Here is a 24,686-nt window from a genome sequence, read left to right as displayed (position 1 = left end):
CGTGGGCATCATCGCTGTCCCGCTCCAGTCACTCGGCTCGTCGGCTGTCATCCGTCCTCCTGCTTCGCCTACTGGGCATCCGGATCACCTGTCCCGAGGGGCGGCAGTCCCAGGATCTCCCGGAACCGGGCGGCGAGGCGCTCGGCCGTCCGGGGGGCCGTCCCTTCGGCCGACAGCAGGTCGGCGAGCCGGCGCACCGCGTCGCGGTACGCCTCCGCCGCGTACCGCCAGTCCGCGAGCACGGAGTCCGCATCGCCCGGCAGGAGCAGCCCGAGGGCCGTGTCCCACGCACGGACGGCGTTCGGGTCCGGGCTCGCGGTCTCGAAGGCCGTGAACGCCGAGCGCCAGATCCGGCGCGCGGCCGTGGCCGCGACGGCGTCGAGGGCGTCCGGCCACGGGCCGGGGCGGGCCAGCAGCAGCCGCACCTGGTCGAGCGGGGGCAGGCCGCTGCCGCGTACGCCTCCGCCGAGCTGTGCCTCGACTTCCAGGCCGGGGGTCACCTCGACGCCCGCGTCCCTCAGTGCGTCCAGGGTGACGGTCTCGGCGCCGGTGAATCCCGGCGGGTCGTCGGGCAGGTCGTCCGCGCCCGCCTGGCCGGCGATCCACCGGCGCAGGGCCTCTTCGGACGGCGGCGACGGGAGCGGGGTGTCGTCACCGGCCGTGATGACGTCGGGGACGGCGGTGTCGGGGGGCTGGGCCGCGGGCTCGGGTGCGGGTGGGTGGGTCTGTGACCAGTGGGTTGGCGGGGCGTCCTGGGGGGAGGTCAGCACGAGGAGGCTCTCGTTCACCGCCGGCCGCCGGTCGAGGAGCCGGAGGGGCCGCGTCGGCAGCCACACCGTCCGGGCGGCCCCCGTCCGGGCGGCGATCGCCTCGGCCAGGGCGGTGTCGCCCGGCTCCGTCCCGACGGGGACGACCGTGACGTCCCGGTCCAGTCGCGCCAGGACGGGGTCGTGGGAGAGCAGTTCGGCGATCTCGTCGTACGGCACCGGGCGGGTGGTGCCGTCCGGCCAGGGCATGTCGACCTGTCCCGGGGTGGTGCCGGTCATGTCCAGTACGTACGCACCGGGGTGGTCGTTCTTTCCGGCGCCCCTGCGGTGCCAGGGGGCCAGAGCGCCGCGGCTGTTGTTCAGGCCGCCGTCGGGTGAGATCACGTAGCGGTCCGCCCACACGCGGCTCGGGGCGGGTTTCCCCGTCCAACTGCGGCCGGCAACGGTGCCGTTCACGGAGGTGACGAGGGTGCGTTCGTCCAGCGCGCCATGGCGTTCGAGGTCGTACGCGGCGAGCGCCGTGGGGTCGTAGGCGTCGCGGCCGAGGGCCGCCGCCGTGGCGGCCGTCCGGAGGAGGTCCGTGCGCAGGGACTCGTCCCGCGGGTCCTCGCCGGTGGGCAGGTGGAGCGCCTTGGCCGTCAGGGCGTCGGGGTCGGGGTGGTTCTCCACGCTCTCCACGGCCTGGACCGTGGCCCACAGCGCGTTCTGCCGGTCGGTCGCGGTGACGGGCGCCGGTGTGCGCAGTCCCAGCACCTGGCGGGTCCACCGGTCCGGATCGTGACGGCCGACGAGTTCGCGGGCCCGGTCCACGGAGGGCAGGGCCACGAAGTCGTGCAGCGCGGAATCCGGGTCGGTGGACAGGCGCGCCGACGCCGCCTCCAGCATCGTCCGTACGTCGTCGGGGTTCGGCGGCGCGGGCCGGCTGCCGGGGGCGGTCTTCAGGCCGTGGTGCGCGCGGGTGACCCGGTCGAGCAGGTCGAGCGTCAGCTCCCCGTACTCCCGCAGGTCCCCGTCCCCTCGGCGCATGACCTCCAGGGCGCCGATGCCGCGCAGCAGCCGGCGGTAGGTGCCGGCCGGGTCGTCCTTGTCCTCCTCCACGTCGACGCCGAACGTCATCCGCAGGGCGCGGACCAGTCGCAGTGCCGTGTCCCGGGCCATGACCGGGGTGAGGTCCGGGGACGTCTCCAGGCCGGCCTGCGCGGCCAGGACGTCGAGTTCGCCGGAGGTCGGTTCGGGGCGCAGCTTCACCATGTCCACCGGGTCGTTCGCCGGGGTGGTGCCGATGCCCTGGTCGTACAGCTTTCCCTTCGCGTAACGGCTCAGATGCTCCCGGTCCGGGGCGTAGACGTCGCGCCGCGTCACGTTGGAGACGTCCTGGGCCGCCGACGAGACGGCGAGCGGATCAGGGACGAACGGGCGGCTCCGCTTAAGCGCGGCGGCGGTGTGCCCCTCCGGCCCGCTCCCCCAGCAGGACAGGAGTACGAGGGGGGTGTCCCGGTCCAGCCGGGACACGCTGGGGCGCCGCCGGAGGTAGCCGCCGGTTTCCGTGCCCCGGACCGCAACGTCGTTCTGGAACATCTTCTCGACCATGAGGGTCTGCCCCGGCAGGCCGTGGACGAGGAAGAAGTAGGGCTTGCGCCCCTTCCACGGCACCGGCCGGGGATTCCCGGTCGGCTGCCCGGTGACCGGGTCGTAGACGAACCACTCCGTCGACCGGGTCAACTGCTGGAGCCACGGCTCGCGCCGGATCAGGTCCGAGCCGTTCACCACCGCGCGGCCGACGGGCCGGCCCTCGTCGACGAGGGTGACCGACTTGACGTCCGCGTCCCGGAGGGTCTTCCCGTCGATCGTGCGCAGGACGCCTTCCCCGGGTTCCGGCCGTCCCTCCTCCGGCCCCAGGTCGTCGGGGGCACTGGCGATCCATTCGCCCAGCGGCTCGCCCATCGGCTCATCCACCGACTCGTCGCCGAGGAACCGGTCGTCGGTCACCTCGACGCGGTGCCGGCCGATGTCGGGGTGCGGCTTCAGGGCGACCTCGCCGCTGTGCGACCACAGCGTCCTGCGGGTGCGGGCGGCGGCCCTGCGCGGCAGGTCCAGTCCCATGGCGCCGGCGTTCGGCGAGACGAGCACCGCTTCGGAGGTGTCCTCACGGGCCGCCAGTTGCTCGTCCTGCGCCAGAAGTTCGGCGAACTCCTCCGGCGACAGCCGCCACCGCTTGCTGCCGTCCGGCAGGGCCAGCCCGACCTTGGTGTGGTCGCCGTCCTTCGTCCCGATCACGTACGGGAGGGGGGCACCGGGCCGGCGTGCCCACGGCGACGGCCGGGGGCTCCGGTCGTCGCCGTCCACCAAGTCGTACGAGGAGACGTCCAGGTCCCGGGCGTGCCGGCCCGTCCAGTTCCGGCCCAGTGGGGTGCCGTCGGGTGCGGTCAGGCGGGTGGCGTCGGACAGCAGGCCCTGCCGTCCGAGGTGGTACGCGGTCAGCGACGCCGGGCTGGTCGCCCGGCCGGCGGCCACCGCCTGGGCCGTCAGCTCGTACAGCCTGCGTACGCGGTGCGACAGGTCGTCGGCGTCGAAGCGCACCGGGGCGGGAGCGGGGTCCGGGGACTCGCCGTCCGTGTCACTGTCCGAGTCGCTGTCCGAGTCGTCGGAGTCGGGGTCGTCCCCGGGGTTGTCGTCGAGGTGCAGGAGGTTCCTGGCCAGCCGGTCCGGGCCGGTGAAGTAGTCCGGTCGGCCGAAGTCGTCCGGGCTCAGTTCCGCCAGCCGGGCGACGGCCTCCGACAGGGGGGAGCGGTCGACCGTGACGACCGCCTGCCGTCGTGCCGCCCGCCCGGTGGCGCCGTCGACCGGTCCGACGGTGCCGATGTCCCGGCCGCCGCTCTCCGCGGTGACCGTGAAGTCCTCGGCCCGGACCGTGCCGCCGCGTATCTCCGCGACGTCGCGCACGGCCTGCTCATTGAGCTCCAGCTGACGCCGGATCTCGTCGAGGAGGAGGTCGCGCACGGCCTCCGCCCGCTGCCGGCCGACCGTCGTGGCATGCTCGACGGCGTCACCGGACAGGACGAAGCGCGGGCCGTTGCTGTAGCCGGTGACCGTGATCGTGGGGAGCCGGAGACCTGCCCTGAGGTCCCGCAGGCCGGACAGTACGACCTGCTGGGCCAGGTCGGCGAGTTGCCGGCGCTGGTCCGGGTCGGTGACGTCCCGGTGGCGGTACTCGAAGGCGACCCGGGCCCGGGACGGGAACGCAGGAGACGCCGGGGCGGGTCCGTCGTCGTCCCGCACCGCCACGCCCCCGGCCTCGTCGTCGGGGCCGGGGCCGGTGTCCGGCAGCGCTCCCGGGCCCGTCTGCCGCGCCACCCCGTCCGCCGGGGCCAGGATGACGGTGGAGACCGGTGGCGCGGCGGCGGCGGTGGGGCCTGCGGCGTCGGAGGGCCGCAGCCGGCCGGTGCGTGCGGCGTGCAGCAGGTGTGCCAGGGAGCCGGCGGTCAACGACCGGTCCCAGCCCTGCCCGGCGGCGTACTGGCCGACCATGTGCCGGAGCCCGCCCCAGGTGAGCAGGCCGGGGTCGGTGTTGCCCGCCGCCTCGATCCGCAGCCTTTCGAGGGCGCCGAAGCCCTCGATCAGCTCGTGGAACTCCGCCTCGCGGTCCGGGTCGGAGTCGATGTGCACACCGTGGGTCTGGCGCAGGGCCCGCACCCAGTGCAGGGCGCGGTCGGTGCGCCCCGGCAGATCGCCGGGGAGTCCGCCCAGGTCGGCGAGCGCGTCGAGGGCGGCGGTCCCGGGCTCGGGACGGAACTCCTCGACGTGGCCCACGGGGTTGTCGGGGTCGTCGTACACGACCAGGTGCGGCGGCAGGCCGCCCTCGGCCTCGCTCGGCGAGATCTGCCGGTCCACGGTGAAGACGGTGCGGCGGGTCTCGTTGGCGACGTACTGGGCGGAGGAGGGGTGGGCGAGCAGGTCCTGGTCGGCGCGCGTCATGGACAGCTCGCAGAGCAGCAGCCACACCGGTGCCTCGGGAGGCAGTGTCCGCATGCTCCTGCGCCGCGCCAGTACACGGCCCAACTGCCGCGGGTGGACCGCCTGGTTGGCGCGGGTGCTGCGGCGGGGCAGGGTGGTGCGTCCGCTGTCGCCGTGGCCGACGGCGATGTAGGAGCCGGCCAGGCCCCGCGGCAGGGGCAGCAGGCCGCTCTGCCGGCCGGCGTACACACCGGGCAGCCCTTCCATGACGTTGACGTAGTGCTGGATGGCGGACACCACCCGCAGGGCCTCCTCCCGCAGCGCCATGTCGTGCGCGTCGAGGAACGCCCGCCCGGTCAGTGCCTGCCCGTCGACCGTGACCAGCGGGTACGAGTGGATGTCGGAGTCGGGGAAGAGGGTGCCGTTCGAGGCCCTGACGGTGGCCTCCGGGTCGTCCGGGACCAGGTCCGGGTCGGCGGGGACCCAGGTGCCGGCCGGATCGCTCCCGGGGGTCGGCGCGGTCAGGAAGGGCACCCGGCGGCCGGTCGGGGCCGTTTCGAGGCGCAGGTCGCCGTAGGTGAACCAGGCGCGGGCGCGGGTGCGGTCGGCGATCGCCCGTGCGAGGACCTCGTTGCGGCCGTCCTCCTCCGCGATCAGGACCACCACGGGCACGTCCGGCCGCCGCCCCGGGTCGTGCAGCACCAGTTCGGCGAACTCCTCGTCCGACACCGGTTTCCCGTCCGCCAGCACCCTCCCCCCGGCGTCCCGTTCGGCCACCACCGCGTAGGCGTCGGGCCCCCAGGGCGAGGGGCTAACGCCCTGGGGGTCGGCGACCACGTCCATGTGCAGGCGGATGCCGGGACGTCCGGCCCAGTTCCTGCCGTACGGTGCGCCGTCGTCCCCGCCGAGCGCGGTCTGCTGCGGGTAGCCCTGCCGGGTCAGCCCGTAGGCGGCGATGGCGTCCAGGCTGCCGGCACGGCCCCGGCGGTGGGCGCTGCTCGCGAGGGTGAGGGCGTCGTAGTGCAGGGCCGCGTCCACCGGCGCGTCCGGCGCCAGGTGCAACAGCGTCCGGGTGATGCCGGCCAGGTCCAGCGGGCCGCGGCCGAGGCGCGGGTGCCGGGTGCGCGCCGCTTCGATCACGCGCAGCGAGTTGAACAGTCCGTTGCGCAGTTCCTGCGAGAGCGGCTGGGAGCCGAAGGTGGCGTCGACGAGTGCCCACAGTTCCTGGAGGCGTTGCCGGGCCGCGCTGTCGGTGGGCGGCGGTGCGGCGGCGGACCGCGCCGCCGGCTCCGGGGAGGGCAGCGGCAACGGCAACGGGAGCGGCAGCGGCGCGGGGGTGTGCGGCTGCGGCGTGTGCGTGCCGGTGGTGCCGTCCCACAGGGCGCGGACGGCCACGGAGGAGTCACTGCCGTCACCCGGGTTCCCCTCGGCGACGTCCCACAGCGCGCGGGCGCGGGCCAGCGCCTCGTTCTCGGTGTCGGTGGCCTCGACGGGGTTGACGTCCGCGGGACGCGACCCGCGGGGACGGGCCGGTTCGACGCTGCGCGGATGGCGGGGCCGGGGCCGGGGACCCTCGCCGTACAGACGGCGCAGCAGGGGGTACAGGGCGGGCTGACGGGTGCGCACCCACTCCGGGCCGGCGTTGTTGCGGGGCAGCCCGGTGTAGGGGTCGTTACCGCCGTTGGCCATGAGGTAGACGTTGCTGAGCTGAGCGAAGAACTCGAGCTCGTTGCTGCTGCTGTAGTTGGGGGCGCTGCGGCGGCCGTCGGCGTCGTAGCCGTAGAGGGGGCCGTCGGGCCAGTTGCCCGCCTCGCCGGCCCGGGTGGTGGTGCGGAAGGCGTTGGTGATGCGTTGCCGGTCGACGGGGTCCAGCGCGTGCAGGTGGATGGTGTGGGCGAATTCGTGCAGGGTGGTCGAGTAGCCGTCGGGATAGGCGGACTTGCCGGTGCCGACGGTGGTGCGCTCACCGAGCAGGTTCTCCTCGGTGACGGCCGCGGTGCGCGTGCCGACGCCGCGGACGTCGTCCCAGGGGCGGCCGTCGCCGGTGACGGCGCCCCGCAGGAAGCGGAAGGCGTCCAGGGAGGTCAGTGCCTCGCCCCTGGGCACCACCAGGACCCGTGAGCCGCCCTTGAGCAGCCGCGCGGCGACGGCGGGGTCCTGCAGCATCCGGGCGACCTGGGCACGGGCCCGGTCGCCGGCGGAGACGGGCTGCTCGACCCCGTCGGGCACCTGCGTCATGAGGCGCGCCGCGACAGAGGCGAACTCGGCCGGGGTGAGCCTGGCCGGGGTGGACCCGGACGGGGTGGATCCGGCCGGGGTGGACCCGGACGGGATGAGCCCGGCGCTCAGGGCGTCCACGAGCGCGGGATCGGCGGCCAGCCGTTCGCGGTCCGCGGGCGACAGCGACGCCAGCGCCGCGTCACGGTCGGCGGTGGACAGGCCGGGCAACCTCGCGGCGAGCGCCCGGACCGGGTCCGCTGTCACCTCCGGACGGACCCGCAGCCCGTCGGCGAGCGCGGTCAGTTCGGCGCGCAGCGCGGGCAGGTCGGCGTCGGTGACGCCGAGGGAGCGCCAGGTCTGTTCGTGGCGGGCGAGGGCGTCGGGGTCCAGGGCGGCGGAGTCGAGCAGTTCGCTGAGCCGTACGGCGAGGGAGGGGGCGGCTCCGGCAGGCCGCGCGGCGCGGTAGGCGTCGCCGCGCGCGAGGACCGGCGTGACCGTGCGGGGGCCGTCGGCGGGGGTGCGGTGCAGCGCCCACAGCAGGTCGAGGAGGTCGCGTCCGCGCAGCTCCGGGTCGGTTCCGGTGGCCAGGGCGAGGGCGGCGTCGGCCAGGGACTCCGCGGGGGCCGGCACGGTGAGACCGTCGACCGTGACCGTGCCGGGGGCCGGCCGGTCCACCGCCGTGAGCGTGATGTCGACGCCGTTCACCGACAGGTCGAGCACCCGGCCGTCGCCCGTGCCGGGCCGGATCCGCACCGGCGCTCCGGGCAGCTCCCGCTCCAGCGCCGCGCGCAGGCCGTCGGCGGCGGGCAGGGTGGCCGCGGGCAGCTGGAACTCCACGGCGCCAAGAGGCCGGGGCGTCCCGAGCTGCACCCGGCCGCGGGCGGCTCCGGCCAGCACCACGGGGTGGCCGAGGCCGTGCAGTACGGCACCGACCCGGCGCGCGACGTCCAGTGTGGCGGTGTCGTCGCCGGACGGCGCGGCCGGTGCGGCCGAGGGTGCCGGGACGGCGCGGGCGGCCGGAGGGGCGGTGGGCGCGGACGGCGGAGGCGGGGGTGCGGGCTCCGCCGGGTCCTTCGGCGGGGGCGGTGCGGGGACGGCCGCGGCGGTCTTCACCTGGTCGGTGCGTACGACGACGCCCAGCCGGTCGCTGAACAGGGCGGCCACGTTGGCCAGCCAGTCGGCGGCCTCCGCGGCGTCCAGACCCGGCCGGACCGACTCGCTCATGTAGCGGCCCGACTTGTCGTTCACCACCCAGGAACGCAGCTTCGCGCTCCAGCGGAACTCGCCGGACACCCGGCTGCGGCCCGGCAGCGTCCGTCCGGCCGTCTCCCCGCCGCCGTCGACGAAACCGGCGGCGATGCCGGTGTGGCCCAGCCCGTCGAGGGACTTCCGCAGCGCCTCCGCCGTCAGACCGGGGTCCTTCTCCCGCATCCCCGCGAGCAGCGCGTCGAACTGCTCCGGTGCGACGATCCCGCTCAGGTCCTCCGTCCCCAGGATCACCCGCCCGTCATCGGTGACCGTGTACAGCCATACGGCGTCCCGGTTGCCGGTGATCAGCAGGTCCGGGTCGACCTCGTCCAGCGGCACCCACAGCGGGTTCAGCCGTACGTCGCCGTCCTGGTCGCGTTCCTCGTCCTTGACCCGCTTCGGGAGGACCGGGTCGCCGAACCGGTCGCGGGCCGCGGCGTCGCTGCCGTCGTAGTGGTTGGTGCCGTTGTAGTAGACCTCCGTCTGCCGCGTCGCGTTGTCGGGTCCCGCGCCGCTGACCCGCCGGACGCCGTCCGGGAACGACCGCACCACGTCGACCCGCAGGTCGAACGCGTGGGCGAGGAGGGGCAGGAAGACCTCTCCCTCCGGAGTGCCCCAGCGGTGCTCCCAGTTGACGACGGCGTCCATCAGCCCGAGCAGTTCCGCTTCGTCCAGCGGGGCGGCGCTCTGCATGTAGGCGGTGCCGAGCAGACGGGCCAGCGCGGTGTCGTCGAGGTCGTCGGGGCCCGGCAGCAGGTCGTGCCGCCGGAGGTGCTCGAACATCTGGCGCGGGCTCAGGTTCTCGGCGTCCGCCTCCAGGACGGCGCGGGCGTCCCCCGGGGAGACGGCCGGGTCTGCGGGCGTCGACGCCATCATCGCGTCGACGTACCGGCGCAGCAGGTCGGCGGGGTCGAGGGCCTCGGCGACCGGGACGCGCCGGACGCCGTGGTGGTCCAGGAGGGCGAGCATCCCGGCACGGTTCATCCCCCGGACGCGGGCGGCGAACGCGTCGGCGACCGTCTGCCGGTACTGGCCGGTGATCTGCGGATGCAGCCGCCCCGCGCTGCGGGTCACGTAGTCCTCCAGGTAGGACCGCATGGCCCGGAGCGCGGCCTGTGAGGGGCCGGTCGGGGCCTTGCCGGTCCTGGCGCGGGCCGCGGTCTGGTGACGCAGTTCGGTGCGTACGGCGTCTGGGTCCCCGAGCAGGTCGTACGCGGCGCGGTCGGTGGCGGCGAGGCCGCCCAGACGGCTGCGGATGTGCACGGGGTCGCCGGCCATGAAGGAGTACAGGAGGCACTCGCCCGTGCCGGGCACGGGGACCCGGCGGCCCCTCGCCCGACCGCTGTGGCTCTCCGACTCGGAGCCCTTCTTGCCGTCCTTTTGAGACGGGTCCGATTCCGGTTTCGGGTCTGACTTTGGCTTCGGGACCGGGGGCTTCGGGTCCGGCTTCGGCGCCAAGGGCTTCGGGACCGGGTTGACCGGCAGGGCCAGTTGGTAGTGGCGGTCGTCGAGGCTCAGCACCACGTGGGCGCCGGGCGGTGCCGGGGTGCCGGTGAGGGCGCCGGTCGCCGCCGGGGCGCCGGGAGGGAAGTCCTGGAAGCCGCCGTCGCTCCGGACCACCGTGACGGTCACGCCGAAGGTGCGTGCGGCGAGCAGCGGGAGCAGGTCGGACGCGGCGTGGTTCCAGCCGGCCTCGGACGGGGCGTCGCCCCGGCGGAGGAGCTGGGTGATCGCCAGTTCGGCCCGTACCTCGGGGGACAGATCGGCGACGTGCGGAATCAGACCGCCGAGGCCGTCGAACTCACGGCGTGCGGGAGTGTCCGTTCCGAGGTCCAGGCCCGCCGCGGCGATCTCCTCCGCGCTGAAGGTGTCGGTGTGGTCGGGGGCTACGACGGCCAGCAGGTCCTCGTCGGCGTGGTCGGTGAGCCAGGAGGCCATCCTCCGGCGCATCCCGGACATCGCCCGCGGGTCGGTGAGGTCGATGCCCTGCGCGGTCGGCAGCCCCGGAGCGGCGCGTTCGAGGCCCTCGGCGAGCGCGCGGAAGAAGGCGTCGCCGTCCTCCGGCACGTCGTGGAGCGTGTACGTCTCGCCCGTGGGTGATGTGAGGACGGTGTCCGGTGTCTCGCCGGTCCTGGTGTAGCGGGGCGGGGCCGGGGCCTTGGCCACGGGCTTCTTGGGCGGGGCCTGGTAGGTCACCGCGGGCGGCTCGGCGAGTCCGTCCAGTTCCTTCCGGCCCTCCTCGGTGGCAGCGAGCCGGTGCCAGCGGGTGAGCTGGTCCGTCCCGGCCCGCACCCGGTGGTACTCCGCCGCGGCCTTCTCCGCCGTGTCCTTGAGCGCGTCCAGCTCGGCGCGCCGGGTGTCGAAGGCGTCGCGTGCCGTGTCCCGGCGGGCGGTGGCCTCGTCGAGGGCGCGGCCGGGCGCCTTCGCGGACAGCAGGGCCGCCTCGAGCCGCCCGTCGGCCAGCGCCTTCTCGGTGCGCGCGGTCTCCAGCCGCAGGTCGGCCGCCTTCCGCAGTTTTCCGGCGGCCTCCTCCGCGTCGGCCAGGCGGGCCAGAGCGGCGTCCTGCTCGTCCCGCAGGAACTCCGCCCAGCCGTCGTGCTCGGGCTGGGCGTACTCGTCGGCGGTGAAGGCGTCGGCCTCGGACCGCGCGGCGGCCACGTTCGCGTCCGCGATGCCGTGGTCCCGGCGTGCGTCGGCCTCGGCCTGGGTCAGGGCCCTGTCCGCGTCCTCGGCGCCCGTCCGGGCGAGGTCGACCGGGCGGGCTGCCGCGCGGGCGATCCCGGCGGCCTTGTCGAGGGAGGCCTGTGCGGCGTCGAGGTCCGCGCGCAGCCCGCCGGAGGCGCGCCGCTTCTTCCAGTAGGCCTTGTCCGCGTCGACCCACGCCTTGCTCGCCTTCTCGACCGCGTCCCACGCCTTCGAGACGCGCTCGGGGAAGTTGGTGTCGGTGATGATCCGCAGTTCGCGGGCGACGTCCTCGCGGATCCAGGTGACGACGTACGCCTCGGACTCCATCGCCTGCGGACCCGACCGGGCCTTGGCGAAGGTCCCGCCCCGGATCCGGTTGGCGAGCCTGGAGTCCACGATGCTGCGGTGCACGTCGCCGACGCCGATCCAGGTGGCCGGGACGGCGAACAAGAAGGACCGGCCCGTCTTGGGCTTGAGGTTGCGGGAGGTGAGGTGGTCGTCCCCGACCGGCATGACGTCACCGTCGAGGTCGTTGGGGCCGGGACCGGAGGCGCCGATCTGGTTGAGGCCCGCCTTGTCGGGAGAGTCGTACAGGAAGCCGCCGCCGACGCTCGAGGACTGGCTGTGCTCGACGGACGACGACGTGCCGGCGTTGTCCCCGTACCGTCTGAGCACCTCCAGTTTCTTGCCGTCGGCGACCGTCAGCAGCAGCGCGCGGCTGAAGTCGGGGGCCGAGCGCAGTGACAGCTGTCCGGTGTCGGTGCCCACGAGGGACTGCTCGGTCAGCCCCGCCACCTGGTAGCCGGCGGGTTCGGTGGTACGCGGGAAGAACGCCGTGACCGCCGTGGAACTGGTGCCGTCCTCCAGTGCCTGCGCCGAGCCGGTGCCCAGGCGGGTCAGCCCGGTGTTCCTGGTCCTGCGCAGGAGGTCGGTGAGGGCGTCGTCGTCGGGGCCCTCCTCGCTCTCCAGGGCCCGGAGGGAGAAGCCGGCGTCGTACGCCTTCGTGAGGAGGAGGTCGCCGGCCATGCGGATGTTCTCGATGCCGATGATCCCGCGCGGGTGCATGCCGTTCTCGGGGAAGGTGAACGACCGCGTGACGCCGTCCCCGTCCCGGACCGTCAGTTTCTCCTCCACCCCGGAGAGCGGCACCGGGCGGGGCGGACCGGCGAGGGCGGGGTCGGCCGCCGGGTCGGGCGCGGGCAGCCGCCGGCCGGCCCCGGAGGCGCCGGTCCCGTCCGCCCCCGCCGGTGACGGCGCCGGCTCCATCAGACTGAGCGGCACGTGTTCGCGCAGTTCGCCGACGTCGTCCTCCTCGACGATGCTCAGCCGGCCCCGGAAGCGGTCGAGGGCCGTGGACCCCGCCTCCTCCAGGTCCGGGTCGGCCGGTGCGCCGGTGTGGGGGGTGTCGTCGGCCTCCAGGGTGATGCGCATCCGGTACGGGGTGACGACCTCCGCGTGCGGTTCGGTGGACGCCGCCCGGTAGATGGTGACGGTGGTGACCGTGTGGCTCGACGCGACCGTCTTCCGGTTGGAGCCGCCCTCGGTGTACGTGGGTCCGGCGGCCGGGACCTGGGTGTTGCCGGTGTACACCATCTGGCTGGTCAGGAAGCCCAGGTCCGCGCCGGCCGAGAACTCGGAGTTCTGCTGGGCGGTCTCGATCGCCCGCCGGTTCTCCTCCAGTTCGGCGCTGTGGTCGAGTCCGTCGAACACGGGCGTCCCGGGGATCAGTTCGACGCGTGCCCGCACCCGCCGGCTGCCGATCCGGATGCTGTCCCAGCCCCAGCCGCCGGCTTTGACCAGGGTCGACGGGCCGGTGGTCGTCATCTCCCCCTTGAGCGCCCGGGTGGCACGGGCCGTCACCAGCTGCCGGATCCGCTCCCGGCTCTCGTCGTCGAGTCCCAGCTTCCCGATCCGCTTGTCGAACGCGAGCAGCACGTCCGTGGGGTCCAGCGCGTTCACGGCGTACGTGCCGAAGGCGGTGCCGCGCATCCAGGGCTGCGGCGTCCAGACCTGGCTCGTGTAGCGGGGGACGTCGCCCAGGCCGTCGTCGATCAGCCCCATCCGGTGGGCGCTCTTCTCCGGCAGGTGCCCCAGCAGACCGCCCGGGCTGTTCAGTGCGGTCCCCGCGGCTCCGGCGAGGGAAGCCGGCACGAGGGCGCTGCCCGCCGCGGCCGTTCCGATACGGCCGGTGCCCAGCCGGCCGGCGAACAGCGCGAACCAGTGCTGCACGTCGCCGGCCACGAGCACCTGGTGGGTGAAGCCCTTGCGGTTCATGTCCGCGACGACGGTGCGTACGACGCTGAGACTGTACGTGCCGGTCCTCGAAACGGGGTTGGCGACGATTCCGTACGCGCCCATGAGTCCGGTCCCCGGATTCCGGGCGACGGAGTAGACCAGCTGGCCGCCGAAGACGAAGCTGGTGCTGTTGCTGGTCTTGCCGGCCGCCTGGCGGGTGCCGCCGAGCGTCATCTCGGTGTCCATGGACATCGACGGGGTGAGGGCGCGCAGGTTCCCGACCGTCGTGGTGTACCGGAAGGTTCCCCACAGCTCGCCGTACGGCCCCTTGCCCAGCAGGCCGCTGCCCACCAGGCCCAGCGGTCCCGAACTCTGGTCGAAGCTCGACGTCAGGTGCTGGGGGGTGAAGGTGCGGACGATGGCGTCCCGGGTGGGGGCGCCCTCCTTCACCAGCTGCCAGGCGCTGCCCGACGCCGTCCGCAGGACCCGGTCCACCTCCGCGGTCAGCGTGGGTGACAGCACCACGTTCACGATGACGAACGGGTGCTGCCGGAACTCCTTGAACTGCGGTGTCCCGCGGTCGGCGAGCCGTCCGGCGGGCTGCTGCGCGCCGGTGCCCGCGGGCAGGACGAGGTCGCCCTTCGCCAGGGCGAGGGCCCGCCCGGTGGTCATGGACGTGGGTGCGGGCTCGTCGGACAGGTACGGGTTGAGCGCCCCGTCCGCGTGCGGGTCCGCGTCGGGCGTGTGCTGTACGGGGACACCGATGAGCACCTGTCCGGTCATCGGGCCGCCGCCCCGCAGGTGGCCCCGCGGTGTCCGGCCGAAGAGCACGTTGACCGGTTCGTCCAGCACCAGCAGTCCCGGCAGCCCGAGGCCGAGACCGCGGATCAGACCGCGGGGCCGCCAGTAGCCGCTCAGGCTCGCGGTGAGGGCGAGGTCGTAGCGGTACAGGTGGGTGGGCTTGTTGGTCACCGACATCGGCTCGTTGGTGACCGTCGAGCCGAAGCCGGTCTCCGACTCCCACTGCCAGCCCTGGCGTGCGCCCAGGGTCAGCCCGAGCGTGTTCCGGGGCAGGCCCGCCTCGTCGCGGTCGTTGTCGCGGCCCGAGAACGTGCCCTCGAAGCCCAGGTCCACGCCTCGTTTCACGCTCGTCTGGCCGTCGATCCGGTCGATGCCCTGGGCACTGAAGCGCATGCCCTCGTCGACGTCCTTGCCCTCGTAGCGGCGCCCGGTCAGCGTCCCGTGCACGAGGAGGGTGTAGTAGGTCGTCCCGACGGAGTCGGGGTTCCTGAGCCTGACCGGCAGGCCGACCGTGGTGAGCGCCTCCAGGTTCGCGGTGACGCTCTGCTGGGACAGCACACCGAGGATCTGCAGGGTGTTCTGGAGCGCGATCCGGTACTTGACGGGATCGGTCCACCGGGGCGGCACGGGCAGGCTCCGGGCCGCCCTGAGCACCTGGTCGGGTTCGCGCTTGAGCAGGTCGTTGAAGCGGGTGCGCCAGCCCTTCGGCAGGTTCGGCGGCAGCAGCTGGTCGAGGGGCACCACCAGGTCCTGGTTCAGGTTCGAGACGGCGTCGACCACGCCGTCGGCGAACGCGTCCAGCAGGGTGCGGCCGACGCCGTCCGCCGCGTCCGGGGTGACCCGGGTGCGCAGGCCGTCGTCGAAGGTGAACTCCTTCACCCGGTGCATGCCCAGGGTGCGCGGACGGTCCACGGTCAGATAGGCCGGCACGAACGGCGGTGCGGCGCCGTTGCGCAGGGCGAGTCCGGTCCCGTCGTCCCATCCGGCCAGCCGCCGCGCCTCGGAGCTGGTCATCCGGTCCAGGCTCCAGGTGAGGAAGCGCGTCGGCGGCGCGTTGTCGCCGGCCCGCCGCACCCGCACCGACTTCACGACCAGGTAGAGCGCGGTCCTGGGGCCCTTCACCTGTCCGGCCGACTTGAGGGTGCCGGCCGCGCCGAGTCCGACCGACCATGTCTTCGCGTACGAGTACTGGGCGGTCGGCCCGAACTGGAGCCGCAGGTCGAAGGGGGCCGTGCCGGGGTCGAAGAAGTTGAAGGCGGGTCCGGCGACGGCCTGCAGCAGCAGGCTCCTGCCGTCGGCCCGGCTCCGTTCGCTGCGGACCGTCGAGGTGTTGACGTCCCGCATCTCGGCCTGGTCGGTCTCGCCTACGAGGATCGCCGTCCGCGGGATCATCTCCTCCACGACGAAGACGCCCAGCGGTGACTTCTTCTTGTCGTCGGCGAACAGCGGCGGGGTGGTGATGCGGCCGCGCGCCATCGTGCCGCCGTGCCGCTGGAAGCTGTCGCCGGAGAAGAAGACGTCCAGCTCGGTGTAGGCGGAGCTGCCGGGGAGGGCTCCGATCTGCCGGGCCGCCCAGTCGCGGATAGCCGCGACGGGGCCGAACCCCTCGATACGGACGAAGCGGTACTGGGAGTTGCGGTCCAGGGTGATCGACCGGGGGATCCGGCCCGGCTTGGGGATCTTCGTCACGCTGTCGGGCAGGCGGACCAGGAGGCCCTTGCGGACGCCGAAGCTGAACCGGGCGGGCACGGCCGGGCCGGTCTCCGGATCGGGGGCGGTGCCGGGCTCGGGGTCGATGCCGGTGACGACCCGTCCGGCGGGATCGGTGACGCGGAACTCGTAGTGGATGTCGTCCAGGAACGCCCGCGACTTGTCCAGCGTCCGGGTCTCCATCTGGTTCATGCGCTGGTCGGTCAGCGTGTAGCCGACCTTGTTGATGAAGCCGAACCGCAGGGCGAGACGGCCGAAGCCGCCGAACGCCGCGGTGCCCGCCGGGCCGATCGGGCCGCCGAGGCCGTACTGGGAGTTGGCCTGCATGTTCTTGGTCAGCCCGAAGGTCGCGGCCGCCCGGTGCATGCTGTCGATCTTCGTCGAGTCGCCGATGCCGTCGTCGAACGGGGTCCAGTTGCCGTGGTGACGCGCCCTGACCCACAGGACGCGCGCCTTCCCGTCCGCGGTGACGTAGGGGAACGGGCGTCCCTCGCCGTCCGCCAGCGTCTTCGGCTTGTCCCGGAGCGTCCGCCGGACGTCGTCCAGCAGCTGTGCGCCGTCCGCGGGCCGGGCGTCCGGCCTGCGCCCCAGTTCGCGGCCGACGGTGTCCAGGGCCTCTTCCAGGCCGCGCAGGACGACCGTGCTCTGGCCGAACGTGCCCGGATTAGCCAGGAGTTGTTCGATCTCGGCGGCGGTCAGGGTGGACGGCAGCAGCGACGGGAGGTCGTCGACGTACGCGGGCATCCGCCGGCCGTCCTCGAACCGGGCCGGGGTGCGGCGCCTCGGCGGGGGCGCCATGGCCGGGTCGAGGCGCGGGGCGTTCGGAGACGTCGGGGCCGGCTCGGTGGTCGGCGTGACGAGGGCCGTCGTCGGGTCCGGCCCCGGAGGCGGGCCGGAAGGAGTGACTGCTTCGTTCCCGGCCGTGGCCGTGGTGGGTGACAGGTGGTTGTCGGCCGGGGACGCGGAGGCCGGCCGGGCGGCCGACCAGTCGTCGGCCTGCTGACGCCGGCCGTCCGCCATGGGCAGCAGGGAGAGGACGTGCGGCTTCGACGGGTCGCTCTGGGCGAGCAGACCCACGGATCCCGGTGAGGTCCACACGGCGCGGGCGGTGCCGGCGCCGACGAGGGCTCGCCGGTCGGTGGCCCGCGGGTCCGTCGCGGTCGTGGAGGCGAGGACGATGTCGGCCGTGCGCGGGAAGTCGTTCAGCGCCGGGTCCACCGCGAGCAGTTCGGCGATCTCCTCGTAGGGGACCTCGGCGCGGAATCCGCCTGGCAGCTCCATGGTGAGGTGGTCCGGCCCCGCCCCGCCCCGCACCAGGAACGGGGCGGGCCCGGTGGTGTCGGTGGTCCACGGCGTCCTCGCCCGGCGCAGCGGGCGGTGGCCGCCGTCCGGTGTCGCCGCCATGACGAGGGCGGTGTTGACGTCCACCGTCGCACCCGGCGGGCCCGGCGCCCAGCTCCGGCCGGCCGGGGCGCCCGAGTCGTCGAACAGCAGGGTGTCCGGCGCGAGGGCGCCCAGGGACTCCAGGTGGAACGCGCCCAGCGCGACCGGGTCGTCCACGTCGACGCCGACGGCCGCCGCGCGCGCCACCAAATCCAGGAGGTCGGGCAGCCGGGAGGGGTCGGGCCGGTCCAGGTGCAGCACCCTGCCGGTGAGGGCGCCCGGGTCGGGGGTCCTGCTCTCCCACTCCAGGGTCTTCACGGTCGCCCAGAAGAACCGGGCCCGCTCGGGCGCTCCGATGACCACCCGGTCCGGGTCCAGCCCCAGGAGCGCGGCTGCCTCTTCGTTCACTTCCTCGTCCGTGAGACCGTCCAGCCCTTCCGCCACGGTGATCACGTGCGGCAGGGTCACGAGGTCGGTGAGCACGGCGCCGGGGTCCCGGCGCACGGCGTCGGCGGCCCTGGCCAGCAGGTCCCGGTAGGCGTCGGGTCCCAACGCGCCGTCCGGGTCGCCGTGTTCCGTCGCGCGGATCTCACTGGCGGCGCGCGCGAACAGGTCCAGACTGAACGGCACGGTGCCGCGCAGCACCGGGTCGGCGGCACGCAGGGACTCCAGCGCGCCGATCCCGGCGAGGAGTTCGCCGTAGCGGCCGTCGTCCTCGATCGCCACCCCGAACGTCTGCCGCAGTGCGCGCACCAGCCGCAGCGTCCGCTCGCGGACCTCCTCCGACGCAGGTCCCGTCGGGTCGGTGTGCAGACCGGCCGCGCGGGCGCGGTCGTCGAGCTCGGCGTCGTCGGGTTCCGGCCGGTGCTCCACCCACTTCCCGTGCCGCCCCCGCGAATCCGTGGTCATGTAGTGGGAGACCCGGCCGTCGGCCCCGAACTTGAAGCCGACCTCCTGGGTGGCGCCGTAGACGGTGCGGCCGGTCTCGTTGGCCACGTGCTGGCTCTGGCTGACGTCGGCCAGCGGGTCGGGGACGAAGGTGTCCGTGACCAGCTTGCGCCTGCGGGTGACGCCCGGCGGTGTCGCGGCGAAGCACTCCTGCATCACGACGGCGTGGTCCTTGGGGAGCCGCGCCAGGCTCGGACGGCGCCTGAGCATTCCGCCCACCGCCCGGTCCCGTTTCCGGTGGCGGGGGTTCGACCGGGTCGGCAGCGCCGTCTCGCCGGGCGAGCCGTGCCCGGCGAAGACGTACACCGGCTTGCCGGCGAACGGGACCGGCTCGTCGTCCTTGACCCAGGTCCCGTCCTGCCGGTTGACGTGGTGGAGCTCGGTCGCCGTCGCCGAGTGCCGGATCCCCGGCAGCAGTCGCGCGCGGTCACCGTCCTCGAACACGGCCCTGCCGATCGGTCCCTGGTCGGTGACGATGGTGTGGGACCGCAGGTCCTGCTCCCAGAAGGGGGCGCGGGCGGCCTCCGCGGGGTCGGGCAGCAGGCCGGGTGAGCTGCGGATCCAGTCGGTGCGGTCGCTGCCCCGGGCACTCCGCAGGGGTACGACGTACGGGTGGGAGGCGCTTCCGTCCGGATTTTCGGCGACGTCCACGACCCCGTTGGCCGCCCAGACGTCCCTGCCGGTCCGGTCCGCCGCACGTCGCGGCAGCTCCAGGCCGCCCCCGCCGGCGTCGGAGACGAGCAGCAGCACCGGCACGTCCGCCGGGAGTCCGTTCAACTCGTCGTCTAGCGCGAGGAGTTCGGCGAACACGTCGAGGGGAACCGCGCGCGGGGCGCCGTCGTGGCCGCGGACGACGACCTGGTCGCGGTCGCCGTCCGCCCGCACGACGTAGGGGTCCGGGCCGCCGGGCCGGTGCCAGGGCGCGGGCCCCACCCCGTCGCGGGACAGGATGCCGTCGGCCCGGGGCCCGGTCCTTCCCGTACGGGTGAGGTCCAGGTCGTCGAGCCCGTCCCTGCCCCGGGTCCAGTCGCGGCCACGGGGGCGTCCGTCGGGTCCGGTGGTCAGGGCGTGGGTGGGCGACAGCACGCCCTGGCGCCGGAGGTGGAGCGCGGCGAGGGCGGCCAGACTGCCCGCCGGCTCCGCCTCCTGTGCCGTGGCCAGCCCCAGCAGCCGGCTGCGCTGCGCGTTGCTCACCGGATCGGTGGGGTCCAGGAGCAGCACCCGGCGGACCACGGCGTCCAGGTCGAGCGGGCCGAAGGCCGGCAGGGTGTCGTTCCGGCGGAGCCGGTCGAGGCGTGCGAGCCCGTCGCGGATGTCCGGGTACAGGGGGCTCGACATGACGTCGGGGCCGTAGATGTCCGCCAGCAGTTCCCGGTACCCGGCTTCCTCCGGGGCCGGCTCCTGCGCCCGGTCCCCGTCCAGGTCGTCGTCCTGGCGGCCCGGCAACGGGGTGTCGAAGCCGGCCGGCAGGCCGTCCAGGCTCGGCAACGGCGTGTCGAGTCCCCCGACCGGTCCGGGATCGAGAAGGCCGGCGAGGGCGGCGGGCGGCTCGGACGGGGCATCGATCCCGTGGCGGTCCGCGAAGGTGACGTCGTCCACTCCGGTGACGCCGGTGCCGGGCGCGGTGAGGTCGCCGGGCCGGACGGCCGCCCAGTCGGCGGCGGCCGGGCGGCCCGGTGCCCCGGGGAGCAGGGTGGGAACGTACGGCCGGGACGGCCCGGTGGCGGCCAGACCCACACTGCCCCGCGAGGCCCATACGGCGCGGCCGGTCCCGGCGCTGACGACGGCGCGCGGGTCGGTTTCCGGGGCGGTGCCCGGTCCGGTGGGCGGGGCCGCCTTCGAGACCGCCAGGACGATGTCCGTACCGTCCGCCGGGCGGGTGTTCAGTACCGGATCCCGTGCCAGCAGCTCGGCGACCTCCTCGTACGGCACCCGGCCGCGGAAGCCCCCGGGAAGGTGCATGAGCAGGTGGTCCCCGCCTCCTCCGGCCCACACCGTGTAGGCCGAGGGGCCGCCCTGCGCGCTCCACGGCGGTCGTTCCTGGCCGACGGGCCGGTAGCCGCCGCCCGGCTTCGGAGCGGCGACGACGACACGGTCGGTCACCATGGTCGCGTGCGGCGGAGCCTGCGCCCAGTGGCGGCCGACCGGTGCGCCGTCGGCGTCGCGGAGCTGGGTGGCGGACGCGAGGGCGCCGAGCGTCTCCAGGTGGAACGCGCCCAGTTCGGTCGGGTTGTCGATGTCGACGCCGACGGCCGCAGCCCGGGCGACCAGGTGGAGCAGGTCGGGCCGCCGGGAGGGGTCCGGCTGTTCCAGGTGCAGGACCCTGCCGGTGAGGGCGTCCGGATCGGGGGTCCGGCTCTCCCACTCCAGGGCCTTGACCGTCGCCCAGAACAGCCGGGCCCGCTCGGGCTCCCCGACGGCCGCCGGGCCGTCGTCCAGTCGCAGGACGCGGGCGGCCTCGGTGTCCAGGTCCTGGTCCGTCAGGCCGCCCAGCCGCTGTGCGACGGCGGTGACGTGGGGCAGGGCGACGAAGTCGGACAGCACGGTGTCCGGCCCGCGGCGTACGGCGTCGGCGGCGTCGGTGAGCAGGTCCCGGTAGGCGTCGGGGCCGGTGCCGCCCGGCCGGCGGGCGTGGGCCGCGCGCTCGAACAGGTCCATGCTGAACGGGCCGGAATCACCCAGCGCGGGGTCGGCCGCCCGCATGGTCTCCAGCGCGCCGATCCCGGCGAGGAGATCGCCGTACCGGCTGTCGTCCTCGATCGCCGCGCCGAAGGCCAGCCGCAGCGCGCGGACCAGCCGCAGCGTCCGCTCGCGGGTGGCGTCCGTGACCGGCCGCCCTGGGTCCGTGTGCAGGCCCGCCGCGCGGGCGCGGTCGTCGAGCAGGTCACCGGTGGGTTCCGGCCGGTGCTCCACCCACTTGCCGCGCCGCCCCCGCGAGTCCGTGTAGAGGCGGTGGACGAACTTCCCGTCCGGCAGCGTCGCGAAGCTGACCATGTGGGTGCCGCCGTACGCCGTGCGGCCGGTCTCGTTGGCGACGTGCTGGCTCTCGCTGACGACCGCCAGCGGGTCGGGGACGAAGGTGTCGTCGACGCCCCTGCGGGTGCGGACCACACCCGGGGGCCTGGCGCTCGAGCACGCCTCCATCAGCACGGCGTGGTCCTTGGGGAGCTGCGCCAGGCTCGGACGCCGCCTGAGCATCCGGCCGGTCTCCCGCTGGTGGGTGTGGCGCCTCGGGTCCGCCGTGGTCGGCACCCGGGTCGCGCCCGGGCGGGCGTGGGCGCTGAAGACGTACACCGGCTTGCCGGCGAACGGGACCGGCTCGTCGTCCTTGACCGCGTCCTTGGTGACCGGGTCGTAGTGCCACAGCTCCGACGACTCCGTCGCGAGCTTCAGCACCGCGATCCGGCGCGGGGCCTCGGAGTCCTCGAACACGCCTCTGCCGATGGTCGTGCCCCCGTCGCCGACGACGCTGTGCGACAGCATCTCGCGCTCCCACTCCGGCGCGTTCTCGCGCTCAGCCGGGTCGAGCACCTGGCCGGGGGTGCTGCGGATCCAGTCGGCGCGCGGCAGCCCGTCCCCGAACAGCAGGGAGACGACGTGCGGCTGCGACGGGTCGCGCTGCGGGGAGACCCTCACGGTGCCGTTGGCCGACCAGACGTCCCGGCCGGTCCGGTCCGCCGCCTGGCGCGGCAGCTCCAGGCCGCGGGCACCGGCGCCGGGGACGAGCAGCACCACGGGGGTGTCCGGGGACAGCCCGGCGAGCCGGGGGTCGCGGGCCAGCAGTTCGGCGAACACGTCGAGGGGCACCTGGCGCGGGGCGCCGTCGTAGCCGCGTACGACGATCCGCCGGTGGTCGCCCTCCGCCATGACGACGTACGGCTTCGGCTCACCGGGCCGGTGCCAGGGCGCGGGCTCCACAGCTCCGCGGCCCAGGGTGCCGTCGGGCTGCCGGACCACCTTCCCCACCTCGGTGAGGTCGAGGTCGGGGATCGTGGCGTTCGTCCAGTTGCGGCCCCACACGCCGCCGGCGTCGGTCAGGCTGTGGCTGGGGGACAGTACGCCGCGGAGTTCCAGGTGGAAGGCGGCCAGGGCGGCCAGGCTGTCCGCCGACTCCACCGCCGGGTCCATAGCGACCCGGAACAGCTCGCTGCGCTGCGCGTCGGTCACCGGATGGGCGGTGTCCAGGAGCAGCACCTTGCGGGTCAGGCCGTCCAGGTCGAGCGGGGCGTTCCGCAGTGCGGGATCGGCCTGCCGGAGCTGGTCGAGGTGCGTCAGGGCGTCGCGGAGGGCGGGGTGGACGGGGTGCGCCGCGATGCCGGGGCCGAACACGTCCGTCAGCAGCCGGTCGTACAGCTCCTCGGTGGCCGGGTCCGGGTCCGGCTCCGACTCGTACTCGGACGCGTCCTGCTCCTCCTCCCAGTCCATGATCATGTCGATCGAGTCCGGGGAACCGGGCGCGGAGGACTCCCCGGTGGGGATCCCGTCCGGCGCCCGGGAGCTGAGCGGTGTCTCGTCGACGGTGACGGGCTGGGTCCGGGTGGGCTCCGCCGTGGAGCCGGTGGCGGTCGGCAGCTCCTCGGACTCGGTCCGTACGGGCCGGTAGGGCTCCGGGGCGTCGGACGAGGTCCGGGTCTCGGCCTTCGGCACCGTGGAGGACGGGCCGGCCTGCTCGGACGCCTCGGGCGAGGGGGTGCGGACGTCGTCCGGGACGACCGTGTCCGAGGTCGACGGCTCGGCGGTGACCGTCGGGTCGCCGGGTGCGGCGGTCTGGGACCGTGGCTGCGGGGTGGCGTTCGGCGAGGCGTGGCCAGGGGGCGTGGTGGTCGACGGGGTGGGCGTGGTGGGGGTCGCGAGGGGCGCCTGTGTGTTCGGCTGCGGCTGGTGCTGTTGCTGTTGCCCGTCGGAGGTGGACCGGGTCGTGTCGTCGTCGTCCGTCGACCGCTGTCGTCCGGTCCGGTCCGGTGTGAGGTCGCTGCCGCCGGTCCGGGTCGGGAGCGGTTCCGGGACGGAGGAGCCGACGGTGGCGGGCCTGTTGACCGGCAGGGTGTGGTCCGTGTCGGCGGTCCAGTCGGTCCCCGGCGTCCTGGTCACCGACGGGTTGAGGGTGGAGAAGACGGTGTCGGTGTCGGTGTCGGTGTCGGTGTCGGTGTCGGTGTCGGTGTCGGTGTCGGACGAGACGTCGCTGACGTCGCTGAAGACCGACGCGCTGTCGCTGGTGTCACCAGCGTAGGAGCGGGAGTCGTCACCGTACGTGTCGTGGTAGGTGTTCCGGTACGTGCTGCTGTTCGTGTACGGGTCGCTGTGGGTGTCGTCGTAGAGGTCCTGGTACGTGCTTCCGGCGTCGTACGTGGTGTCGTGCCGGTTCTCGTGCTCGTACCGGCCGGTGCTTCCGTTCCCGTACCGGTTGCCGCCGCCCGGCGGGTCGTTGACGCCGTCGGAGCCGAAGTCGATGTTCTGGAAGTAGTTCTTGTAGAGGAACTTTCCGCCGAACTCCGCCCCGGTGGAGGCCGCTTCGAAGACCAGGCCGCTGAGGCCCGCGCTGAGGAACGTGCCGGGGTTGAGGGTGAAGGTGCCCAGGAAGATGAGGCCGGTGAAGGCCTCGGCGAAGGTCTCCGCCTGCCCCTCGTTGAGGAAGCTGAACGGGAGCTCGGAGGCTTCCTTCCAGAACGTGTTGTTCTTGAAGTACTTGTTGATGAACTTCCCGCCGAACTCGCCGAAGATGCCCCCGAAGAGCCCCGCGAACGCACCGGCGACCGCGGACTGGCCGATGTCCTTCCAGTCGAACTGCTTGCGCCGGCGGTCCGGGTCGTCCGGCGCGGTCATGGAGATCAGCTGGGCGGCGAACGAGACGAACGCCTCCTGGATCGCCTCCAGCAGCACCGACAGCGGTGTGGGGATGGCCCGTCCCAGCCGCTGGAGGAGGAGCAGGATGGTGAGCGCGGTGCGCGCCTTCTGGATGGCGATCTCGGTGAGCGACGTACCGCCGGTGAAGACTGCCAGCGCGGCGATCAGGGCCAGTTCGATGTTCATCAGGATGAACTCGAGGAGGATCTGGTACTTCGCCTCGGACAGCTTCATCGAGCGGTCCACCTGCTGGGCGCCGATGTCCCGCAGTTCGTCGGAGAACTTCTGCAGATGGTTCTGGCCGTTGTCGTCGACGAAGAGCTTCATCGCGGCGACGAACTCGTTCGCGATCCGCGGCGGGAGCGAGTTCCCGGCCGTGGAGATCGCGCCCTTCATCGCGTCGGACAGGTCCCTGACGTCGTCCGCCAGCCGCTTGTAGGGGTTACGGCTGGCGAAGCCCAGGTCCTCGTTGCCGGTGGCGACGTTCGCGCCCACCCAGACCTCGATGAACTCCCGCAGGCCCGGCGGGAACATGATGGCCATTCAGCGCCTGGTCCCGCTCTCCGAGCCGTGCGCCTCGATGTCCTCCAGCGCCTGGTTCTGCGGCCGCTGCACATGGTCGGCCTCCGCGGCGACCGCGTCGACCAGCGCCATGAACCCGCTGGTGATGGCCGTGACGGTGGCCGCCACCTGCTCCTGTTCCTGGCGGACCTGGGGGCCGACCGAGTTGGCGAAGTCGTCGTCGCCGCCCTCCTCGCCCCACCAGCCCGCGTACGCGGCGTTGCCGGTCTCGAACCGGGGCAGCATCTCGTCGCCGTAACGGACGGCGTCGGCGAGGTGCCGGGAACCCTGCAGGATCGCCTGGATATCGGCGGAGTAGTTGCCGGCCAT

General features: G+C 74.1%; 2 protein-coding genes. Both read right to left on the bottom strand.

What is annotated here, in order from left to right; genetic code table 11:
• Window positions 1-68: 68 nt before the first annotated feature.
• On the bottom strand, window positions 69-24,338 hold the full coding sequence (locus CNQ36_RS25095; RefSeq protein WP_121547623.1) for a lonely Cys domain-containing protein: 24,270 nt from the start codon (window positions 24,336-24,338) through the stop codon (window positions 69-71).
• On the bottom strand, window positions 24,339-24,686 hold the full coding sequence (locus CNQ36_RS25090; protein WP_004925207.1) for a hypothetical protein: 348 nt from the start codon (window positions 24,684-24,686) through the stop codon (window positions 24,339-24,341). It abuts the gene before it with no gap.

The organism is Streptomyces fungicidicus (assembly GCF_003665435.1).
Taxonomy (GTDB): domain Bacteria; phylum Actinomycetota; class Actinomycetes; order Streptomycetales; family Streptomycetaceae; genus Streptomyces; species Streptomyces fungicidicus.
The sequence above is the reverse complement of the archived record's forward strand: the minus strand, read 5'-3'. Positions and strand labels throughout refer to the sequence as shown.

Bases quoted from the DNA above. Each gene is read 5' to 3' on its own strand.
- CNQ36_RS25090 (WP_004925207.1), bottom strand. From the start codon at position 24,686: ATGGCCGGCAACTACTCCGCCGATATCCAGGCGATCCTGCAGGGTTCC.
- CNQ36_RS25095 (WP_121547623.1), bottom strand. From the start codon at position 24,338: ATGGCCATCATGTTCCCGCCGGGCCTGCGGGAGTTCATCGAGGTCTGG.